The sequence below is a fragment of the Intestinibacillus massiliensis genome, from assembly GCF_900155735.1.
GTDB lineage: Bacteria > Bacillota > Clostridia > Oscillospirales > Butyricicoccaceae > Intestinibacillus > Intestinibacillus massiliensis.
In genome coordinates, this window is the sequence record NZ_LT707060.1 from 35,929 (window position 1) to 43,255 (window position 7,327).

The 7,327-nt window shown below is 60.9% G+C and carries 8 protein-coding genes and 1 tRNA gene; 5 read left to right on the plus strand and 4 right to left on the minus strand.

Translation table 11 applies throughout. The features are described from left to right. Together CZ203_RS15535 and CZ203_RS11555 are read right to left on the minus strand one after the other, a co-directional pair. Positions 1–175 (minus strand): OadG family transporter subunit (locus CZ203_RS15535; RefSeq protein WP_200809483.1); only part of this gene is annotated, 175 nt, incomplete at its 3' end. A gap of 3 nt (positions 176–178) precedes the next feature. Then, on the minus strand, positions 179–1,552 hold the full coding sequence (locus CZ203_RS11555; protein WP_087066782.1) for a pyruvate carboxylase subunit B: 1,374 nt from the start codon (positions 1,550–1,552) through the stop codon (positions 179–181). Positions 1,553–1,803: 251 nt separating this feature from the next. On the opposite strand from CZ203_RS11555, the gene CZ203_RS11560 reads away from it, so the two are divergent. The 4 genes from CZ203_RS11560 (at position 1,804) to CZ203_RS11575 (ending at position 5,131) form a co-directional block, all read left to right on the plus strand. Further along, positions 1,804–1,880: transfer RNA gene (locus CZ203_RS11560), tRNA-Arg, on the plus strand. Positions 1,881–2,368: 488 nt separating this feature from the next. Continuing rightward, positions 2,369–2,944, plus strand: coding sequence for a helix-turn-helix domain-containing protein (locus CZ203_RS11565; RefSeq protein ID WP_087066283.1), 576 nt, complete (start codon positions 2,369–2,371; stop codon positions 2,942–2,944). Between the two features lie 195 nt (positions 2,945–3,139). Next, positions 3,140–4,534, plus strand: coding sequence for an MATE family efflux transporter (locus tag CZ203_RS11570; protein ID WP_087066284.1), 1,395 nt, complete (start codon positions 3,140–3,142; stop codon positions 4,532–4,534). A gap of 228 nt (positions 4,535–4,762) precedes the next feature. Further along, positions 4,763–5,131, plus strand: a complete 369-nt coding sequence (locus CZ203_RS11575) for an MATE family efflux transporter (RefSeq protein ID WP_087066285.1) — start codon at positions 4,763–4,765, stop codon at positions 5,129–5,131. Between the two features lie 45 nt (positions 5,132–5,176). Here CZ203_RS11575 and CZ203_RS11580 read toward each other — a convergent pair whose 3' ends face one another. Both CZ203_RS11580 and CZ203_RS11585 read right to left on the minus strand, forming a co-directional pair. Continuing rightward, a complete protein-coding gene (locus tag CZ203_RS11580; protein WP_087066286.1) occupies positions 5,177–5,416 on the minus strand; it encodes a hypothetical protein in 240 nt (79 codons plus the stop codon). A gap of 123 nt (positions 5,417–5,539) precedes the next feature. Further along, a complete protein-coding gene (locus CZ203_RS11585; protein WP_407927736.1) occupies positions 5,540–6,913 on the minus strand; it encodes a citrate/2-methylcitrate synthase in 1,374 nt (457 codons plus the stop codon). A 134-nt stretch (positions 6,914–7,047) separates the two neighbouring features. On the opposite strand from CZ203_RS11585, the gene CZ203_RS14775 reads away from it, so the two are divergent. Then, on the plus strand, positions 7,048–7,327 hold a 280-nt coding region (locus tag CZ203_RS14775; RefSeq protein ID WP_159456495.1), incomplete at its 3' end, for a hypothetical protein.

Here is a 7,327-nt window from a genome sequence, read left to right on the forward strand (position 1 = left end):
CGGGTGCGGGCGCTGCGGCGGCGGGCGCCGCGGCTTTGTTGCCGGAGAGCGAGCCGACGACCTTGGAAATCACAACGATCATCAGGCTGAGCACTGCCAGCATGATAAAGACCACGACAAAGCCGGACAGCGCGATCAGCAGCGCTTCGGGGATGGAAAGACTGGTAATACCCATGGCTTATTGGACCTCCTTGATGCTGTAGGTGGCCTTGAGCGGCTTTTCGCTGTCGCGCTTGGCAAAATACTGCTCGGCCTGCTGCGGGAATGCGATATAGGAGAGCACGTCCTCCTCGGACTGCGCGCGTTCGCCGAGGTATTTCTCCGCCTCGGGGAACTCGGGGGCGATGGTCTCCGCGAAACGGCCGGTCATGGGCTTCTCGTCGCCCAGCACCTTGGCCGCGAGGGCGGGGTCGATCGGGCCGGGCGCCTTGCCGTATTCACCGCGGATATAGGCCTTGATCTCCTTGCCGACATTCTTATAGCGCTCGCCGACCAGCACGTTGACGGTCGCCTGTACGCCGACCATCTGCGAAAGCGGCGTGACGAGCGGCGGATAGCCCAGGTCGCGGCGCACGCGCGGGGTTTCGAGCAGCACCTCGTCCAGGCGGTCGAGCGCGTTCTGCGCCTTGAGCTGCGCGACCAGGTTGGACAGCATGCCGCCCGGGATCTGGTAGGTCAGCGCGTCGGCCTTGGTGCCGAGGACGTACGGGTCGAGCGTGCCCTCCGCGATGAACTTGTCGCGGATCGGCACAAAGTAATCGTTGACCTTCTTGAGCACGTCGCGGTCGACGCCGCAGTCGAAGCCCATCTGGGACAGCGTATAGGTCAGGGATTCGGTCGCCGGCTGGCTGGTGCCGCCCGCGAAGCACGAGGTCGCGCAGTCGATGCCGGCCGCGCCCGCCTCCGCGGCCTTGAGGTAGGTCATCGCGCCGAGGCCGGTTGTCGCGTGGGTGTGGACGTAAATCGGCAGCTTGATTTCTGCCTTGAGCGCGGAAACCAGGTCGAAGCACTCCTTCGGGCTCATGATGCCCGCCATGTCCTTGATGCACAGGCTGTTGCAGCCCATCGCCTCGATTTCCTTGCCGAGCCCCACGTACATTTCAAGGTTGTGGATCGGGCTGAGGGTATAGCAGATGGTGCCCTGTGCATGCCCGCCCGCCTTCAGGCATTCGTCGACCGCCGTGCGGATGTTGCGCATGTCGTTCAGCGCGTCGAAAATACGGATGATGTCCATGCCGTTTTCAATGGACTTGCGCACAAAGCGGCGCACCGTATCGTCCGAATAGTGGCGGTAGCCCAGCAGGTTCTGGCCGCGCAGGAGCATCTGGAGCTTGGTGTTCTTCATGTGGGATTTGATCGTGCGCAGGCGCTCCCAGGGGTCTTCGCCCAAATACCGCAGGCACGAGTCGAAGGTTGCGCCGCCCCAGCACTCGACGGAATGGTATCCCGCCTTGTCCATCAGGTCGAGCACATCCTTGAAATCGCTAAGCGGCAGACGCGTGGCCATCAAAGACTGGTTCGCATCGCGCAGGACGGTTTCTGTGATATGCATTTTCAACGTTTTCTCACTCCCATTTCAGATTTTAGTGTCATTTATTATTTAGATAACCCAAATTCTTAACAACTGTATCATAACACACAACCCCCGGTAAGTAAAACAAGATTGTTGCTATTTTGTCAAAATTGCTTGAGAAACTTTCTCCAGCCCGGGCAAGATGAACAAAGGCAAAAGCGGTTGACAGCGGGCGCGTTTTCCGGTATCATAATTAAAGATTGCCTTTTGGCAGGCAACCGCAAAACTATGCGCCCGTAGCTCAGCTGGATAGAGCGACCGCCTCCTAAGCGGTAGGCCGGAGGTTCGAATCCTCTCGGGCGTGCCAGCTCAGAAACACCCCTTTTGGCACGGATCCCCGCTTTGCGCGGGGTTCCTTAGCCGGACGGGGTGTTTCTTCGCTTCCGGTGCGGACCCGCTGCGCTGGGCTCCGCCCCGGGGAGGACGGGAGACGCGGAAGCCTATTTTATACGGTCAAAGGTTCAGCAGGACACCACTTTTGGCACGGATCCCCGCTTTGCGCGGGGTTCCTTAGCCGGACGGGGTGTTTCTTCGCTTCCGGTGCGGACCCGCTGCGCTGGGCTCCGCCCCGGGGAGGACGGGAGACGCGGAAGCCTATTTTATACGGTCAAAGGTTCAGCAGGACGCCCCTTTTGGCACGGATCCCCGCTTTGCGCGGGGTTCCTTAGCCGGACGGGGTGTTTCTTCGCTTCCGGTGCAGGGGATTGCGCTATTTTGCCTGCCCCGCCGGACAATATTGTCCCTTGTTTTTGCACGCCGCATTGTGTATGATGCTGGTAACAGGAGGTGGCGGATATGTCAAAAACAAGCGAGCGTATCCATAACGCAAGGGTTGCCTGCGGCCTGACGGCCGCCGCGCTTGCGAAGTTCATCGGGGCGAGTGAAAAGACCGTCCTGCGTTACGAGAATGGGCAGTCCACGCCGGACACCCATAATTTGATCCAGTTGGCCTGTATTTTCGACCTGTCGGTCGATTACCTGCTCGGCCTTTCCGACAATGCGGACGTTTCCTTCCTCAAGCCTTATGCAAAGAGGAATATATACTGTTTGAGGCTCCAAAACCAGGAGGCGCTAGAGGGGCATACCTATTACTGGCTGGAATACGACCCCGAAAAGGAATTCTACCCGATGCGCGGGCATATGGAGTACGTGGGTGAAAAGGACGGGCGGGAGCTTTACCAATTGCGGCCGGTTTTACCCGACAAGGCCGCCGCGCTGTTAAGGCAGATCGGCCGCCCGCGCCCCTTGATCGTCAATACGATAGAGGATTTTTACACGTTTTTAAATTACGGCGGTACCGCCTTTATCACGGAAGAGGTCTGCAAGGAGGGCGTGCGGCATATGCTCCGCCCGGGTACGGTGACCGTGTAAGAGGGGCAATATAGTACTGTCCTGCCCGCCGCGCCGCTTGACATTTTGGGCGGCGCGATGCTATAATAAGTACAATCGAGTGGCAGAATTGCGTAAATCCAGATTTGGGTTTACGCAATTTTTTTTGCCCTTATTCCGTGGTTGTGGTAGCTTTCCCGTATAAAAGTCTCCGTATTTCAACACTGGGAGGTTCCTATGGACAACGAAAAGATGGAAATGAACAAAATGGGTGTACAGCCCATGCCGCGGCTGCTGCTGACGATGGGGCTGCCGATGGTGCTGTCCATGGCGCTGCAGGCGCTTTACAACATCGTGGACAGCTATTTTGTAAGCTGTATGCAGGGCACGGCGGAAATCGCCAACATGGGGGATTATGCCGTCAACGCGCTCACGCTCGCCTTCCCGGTACAGATGCTGATGGTCGCGGTCGGTGTGGGTACCGGCGTCGGCGTCAACGCCGTGCTGTCTAAAAGCCTGGGGGAGGGGAACCGGGGGAAGGGCAGCCGCATTGCGGGCAATTCGGTCTTCCTCGGGCTGTGCACCTATGCCGTATTCCTGCTGTTCGGCCTGTGCGGCGTGGGGCTGTACCTCAAATCCCAGACGGCAGATCCCGTCGTGCTGGAAATGGGGCGGACATACCTTGGCATCTGCACGGTGTTTTCGTTCGGCGTGACCATGTATATGACGTATGAAAAGCTGCTCCAGGCCACCGGGCGCACCACGCTGTCCACGCTGGCACAGGTCGCGGGCGCGCTGACAAACATCGTGCTCGACCCGGTGATGATCTTCGGGTATTTCGGCCTGCCTGCAATGGGTATCGCGGGCGCGGCCTGGGCGACCGTCATCGGCCAGTTCGTGTCGTTTGCGCTGGACGCCGTATTCCATTACCGCTTTAACCGGCGCGACCTGTCGACGGCCTTCCGCTATATGCGGCCGGACAGGGGGATTATCCGGGAGATTTACCAGGTCGGCGTCCCGGCCGTCATTATGCAGGCGCTCATGTCCATTATGACCTACGGCGTCAACATTATTTTTGGGGCGGTATCGAGTGCGGCGGTCACGGCATACGGCGTGTATTACAAAATCCAGCAGTTCGTCTTTTTTGCCGCGTTTGGCATGAATAACGCGATGATCCCGGTCATTGCCTTCAATTACGGCAGGATGGACCGCCGGCGCGTCCGGCAGGGTATCCGTTACGGCATGGGGTACACGCTGGCCATCATGCTGCTCGGCGCGGTACTGCTGCAGGTATGCGCGCGGCAGGTGGCGGGGGTATTCGCGCTGTCAGATGAAATCCAGTCGCTTTGCGTGTGCGCGATCCGCATCATTACGCTCGGCTACCTGTTTGTCGGGGCAAACATCGCGTACCAGGGGATTTTCCAGGCGCTGGGCGACGGCGTCGGCTCCCTCATCCTCTCGCTGCTGCGCCTGATTGTGGTTGCGCTGCCGCTTGCCTGGGCGTTCACCAAGTCCGCGCGGGCGGAGACGCTCATCTGGACGGCTTTCCCGGTTGCAGAGGCGTGCGCATTCCTGGCGGCGTTGTTCCTGATGCGGCGGCTCTCGGAAAAAACGCTCGCCGTGATGCGTTGACGGCAAAAAGCCCCCGGCGCCTATGCCGGGGGCTTTTTGCCGTATTTACAGGGCGCGGCGGCGCACGTATGGCCGGGACCCGCCCTGGTCGTAATAGTGCTGCAGGTCATAGGCGGTGCGGCGGCTTTCGCCGAGCATGCCGTACAAGGGGCCGATCCCCCGCCTCAGCCCCCCCCCCCGGTCTTGCTGCCGGGTGGCCGCCCGCCCGGTCTGGGGCCTGGCGCTGNCATGCTGCTCGGCGCGGTACTGCTGCAGGTATGCGCGCGGCAGGTGGCGGGGGTATTCGCGCTGTCAGATGAAATCCAGTCGCTTTGCGTGTGCGCGATCCGCATCATTACGCTCGGCTACCTGTTTGTCGGGGCAAACATCGCGTACCAGGGGATTTTCCAGGCGCTGGGCGACGGCGTCGGCTCCCTCATCCTCTCGCTGCTGCGCCTGATTGTGGTTGCGCTGCCGCTTGCCTGGGCGTTCACCAAGTCCGCGCGGGCGGAGACGCTCATCTGGACGGCTTTCCCGGTTGCAGAGGCGTGCGCATTCCTGGCGGCGTTGTTCCTGATGCGGCGGCTCTCGGAAAAAACGCTCGCCGTGATGCGTTGACGGCAAAAAGCCCCCGGCGCCTATGCCGGGGGCTTTTTGCCGTATTTACAGGGCGCGGCGGCGCACGTATGGCCGGGACCCGCCCTGGTCGTAATAGTGCTGCAGGTCATAGGCGGTGCGGCGGCTTTCGCCGAGCATGCCGTACAGGGTGCCGATCCGCCGCTTCAGCCGCCGCCGCAGTTCTGGCTGCCGGGTGCCGGCCAGCCGGTACTGGAGCTGGACGATGCGCAATTCCAGCAGCGCGCCGTTGATGCGGTATTCCTGTGCCATATGTTGTAAATCCATAAAAATCCCTCCCTGCAAATCAGAACACTTGTTTGATTTCCATCATACAATCGAACGGGCGTTTTGTCAAGGGGTGAAAAAGCAGGCCGCGGCATCCGCCACGGCCTGCTTTTTTATATGGCTTCACGGGCGCTCGGACAGCGGCACGTAAAATTTCGGGGTATGGCGCATGGGCTTATATGCCGGGCGGATGATCTTGCCGCCCATTGCGATCTCCTCCAGGCGGTGCGCCATCCAGCCCACGATGCGCGCGGTGGCGAACAGCGGCGTGAACATTTCGCGCGGGATGCCGAGCATGGTGTAGACCAGGCCAGAGTACAGGTCGACGTTCGCGCACATGGTCTTGACGTCCTCGCCGCGCACCTCCGCAAAGGCGCGGGGGGTGAGCGTTTCGACCAGCTCGACGAGGTTGAATTCCTTCACATAGCCCTTTTCCTGCGCGAGCGGGCGCGCGCCTTCCTTGAGGGCGACGGCGCGGGGGTCGCTCAGCGTGTAGACCGCGTGCCCCATGCCGTAGACCAGGCCGGAATGGTCGCCGGCCTCGCGGCGCAGGATTTTGAGCAGGTAGGCGTATACCTCGTCCGCGTCCGCCCAGTCGGCGACGTGCGCCTTGATGTCGTCGAACATCTGCATGACCTTGAGGTTCGCGCCGCCGTGCTTCGGGCCCTTGAGCGCGCCGACCGCCGCGGCGATCGCGGAATAGGTATCCGTCCCCGAGGAGGAGGCGACGCGGGTGGCAAAGGCGGAGTTGTTGCCGCCGCCGTGTTCCGCGTGGATGACGAGGCAGCGGTCGAGCAGGCGCGCTTCCTCCAGGGTGTACTGGCCGTCCGGCCGGATCAGGCCGAGGATGTTCTCCGCGGTCGACTTGGTCTTGTCGGGGACGTGCAGGTACATGCTGGCGTTGTCGAAATAGCGGCGCTTGGCCTGGTAGGCGTGCGAAATAATGACCGGGAAACGGGAGATCAGGCCGATGCCCTGGCGCATGACGTTCGGGATCGAGGTATCGTCCGGGTTTTCGTCATAGGCATAGAGGGCAAGCGTCGCGCTGGCCAGCTTGTTCATGATATCGTGGCTCGGCGCGCGCATGAGCACGTCCTCCGTGAAGTTGTCCGGCAGGTTGCGCGATTCTGCAACCGCGTGCTCGAACGCCTCCAGCTCGCTGTGGCCGGGCAGCGTGCCGCACATCAGCAGGTAGCCGACCTCGCCGAAGCCGAAGCGGTTTTCCGCCTGGAAGCCGTTCAGCAGGTCGTACAGGTTGATGCCGCGGTAGGTCAGGCGGCCTTCGATCGGTTCGCGTTCGCCTTCGTTGACGATGTAGCCGTGCACGTTGCTGACGCGCGTCATGCCCACGAGCACGCCGGTGCCGTCGGCGTTGCGCAGGCCGCGCTTGATGCCGTAGCGCGTGTACAGCGCAGGGTTCACCTGGGAATTTTCGCGGAAGTGTCCGCATAGGTTGTCTATGAGCGTGGGCTCCGTGCCCTTCATGTTTTCCTGCATTGTGTTTTACTCCTTCGGGCGTCAAGATCGGCGTTGAAAAGCGATAATGAATTTATTGTAACCTAAACTTGCAAATATGTCAATTTGTGAAATGTATAAAAATTTCCGGCCGTTTCGGCCAAGGAGGAAGAAAAATGAAGAAATTGCTTTCACTCGGGCTGGTACTGCTGGCAATCGTCTATGCGCTCCCGCTGGCGTACAACCGCTATTATCACGGGGTGGAGGCGCAGATTTCGCAGGATAGCCTTCCTGTAACTGCAGAAACATCCCTGCCTAAGGAAGAGGACGGGCAGGGCGGCGCCGGGGGCGCGCCGCAGGGCGGGGAAACCGGCTCGCCGGCGCCCGCTGCAGGGGATGGGGAAATCCGCGTGCTGGTCGACGGCGAGGTGCGCGCCATGCCGCTCGAGGACTATG